This is a genomic window from Methylobacterium sp. GXF4 (genome assembly GCF_000272495.1).
Lineage (GTDB): Bacteria > Pseudomonadota > Alphaproteobacteria > Rhizobiales > Beijerinckiaceae > Methylobacterium > Methylobacterium brachiatum.
In genome coordinates this window covers 1-1,883 of sequence record NZ_AKFK01000094.1, presented here as the reverse complement: position 1 = coordinate 1,883, position 1,883 = coordinate 1, and the positions used below count along the sequence as shown (strand labels likewise).

Sequence of the window (1,883 nt, the reverse complement as noted above, 5' to 3'; positions counted from 1 at the left end):
GCGGTCTTGACGATGGTGGCGGCGTCGAGGCCGGCCTCGGCGTACATCTTCTCCGGGCTGTCGTGGTCCTGGTACAGGTCCGGCAGCGTCAGCGTCCGAACCCGGACCCGGCCGGCATCCAGCGCGCCCCGCTCCGACAGCAGGTGCAGCACCATCGCGCCGAACCCGCCGCGCGAGCCCTCCTCGATGGTGATCAGGACCTCGTGGCTCTGCGCCAGATCCAGGATCAGCGCCTCGTCCAGCGGCTTGGCAAAGCGCGCATCCGCCACTGTCACCGCAACGCCCTGATCCGACAGCGTATCGGCTGCCTTCAAGGCCTCGGACAGGCGCGTGCCCAAGCTGAGGATCGCCACCCGCGCCTCCGCGTCCTGGCGCACCATCCGGCCCTTGCCGATCGCCAGAGCCTCGCCCCGCTCCGGCAGCTCGACGCCCACGCCCTCGCCGCGCGGGTAGCGCAGCGCGATCGGACCGCTGTCGTGCGCGTGCGCGGTCGCCACCATGTGCACCAGCTCGGCCTCGTCGGCCGCCGCCATCACGGTCATGTTCGGCAGGCAGCACAGATACGCCAGGTCGAAGGCCCCCGCATGGGTCGCCCCGTCGGCGCCGACCAGCCCGGCCCGGTCCAGGCAGAACCGCACCGGCAGGTTCTGCAGCGCCACGTCGTGCACGACCTGGTCGTAGGCCCGCTGCAGGAAGGTCGAATAGATCGCCACGAACGGCCGGTAGCCCTCGGTCGCCAGGCCGCCGGCGAACGTCACCGCGTGCTGCTCGGCGATGCCGACGTCGAAGGTCTTGTCCGGATGCGCCTTGCCGAACAGGTCGATCCCGGTGCCGCCGGGCATTGCCGCGGTGATCGCCACGACCTTGTCGTCGGCGTCGGCCGCCTTGATCAGGCTCTCGCCGAACACGCGGGTATAGGCCGGGGCGTTCGGCTTGGCCTTGGCCTGGACGCCTGAGACCACGTCGAACTTGACCACGCCGTGATACCGGTCGGCCGAGGCCTCGGCCGGGGCGTAGCCCTTGCCCTTGCGGGTGACGACGTGGAGCAGGATCGGGCCGTGCTCGGCGTCGCGGACGTTCTTCAGGACCGGCAGCAGCTGGTCGAGATTGTGCCCGTCCACGGGGCCGACATAGTGGAAGCCCATCTCCTCGAACATCGTGCCGCCGCCGACCACGAGCGAGCGGGCATACTCTTCCGCCGCGGCGGCGCGCTGGTAGAGCGCCTTGGGCAGGAGCTTGCCGAGCTGCTTGGCGGTCTCGCGCAGCGACTGGTAGGTGCCGCCGGACGCCAGCCGGGCGAGGTAGCCCGACATGGCGCCGACCGGGGGCGCGATCGACATGTCGTTGTCGTTGAGGATGACGATCAGGCGCGAGTGCAGCGCGCCGGCATTGTTCATGGCCTCGTAGGCCATGCCGGCCGACATCGAGCCGTCGCCGATCACCGCGATGGCGTTGCGGCGCTTCACGCCCCGGCCCTTGGCCTTGGCGGCGTCGGCATCGAGGTCGCGGGCGACCGCCATGCCGAGCGCGGCGGAGATCGAGGTGGAGGAATGGGCGGCGCCGAACGGGTCGTAGACGCTCTCGGAGCGCTTGGTGAAGCCGGACAGGCCGCCGCCCTGGCGCAGGGTCCGGATGCGGTCGCGGCGCCCGGTGAGGATCTTGTGCGGGTAGCACTGATGGCCGACATCCCAGACGATGCGGTCGTCGGGGGTGTCGAACACGTGGTGCAGGGCGACGGTGAGCTCGACCACGCCGAGCCCGGAGCCGAGATGGCCGCCGGTGATCGAGACCGCGTCGATCATCTCGGCCCGCACCGCGTCCGCCACCGCCTGCAGCTCCGATTCGGGAAGCTGGCGCAACGCAGCCGGCTCCGGGACACGGTC

1 protein-coding gene is annotated in these 1,883 nt (G+C 71.0%); it reads right to left on the bottom strand.

The window, feature by feature from the left end:
• A partial coding sequence (gene dxs, locus WYO_RS26250; protein ID WP_047170956.1) for a 1-deoxy-D-xylulose-5-phosphate synthase occupies positions 1 to 1,859 on the bottom strand: 1,859 nt, incomplete at its 3' end.
• Positions 1,860 to 1,883: the final 24 nt, after the last annotated feature.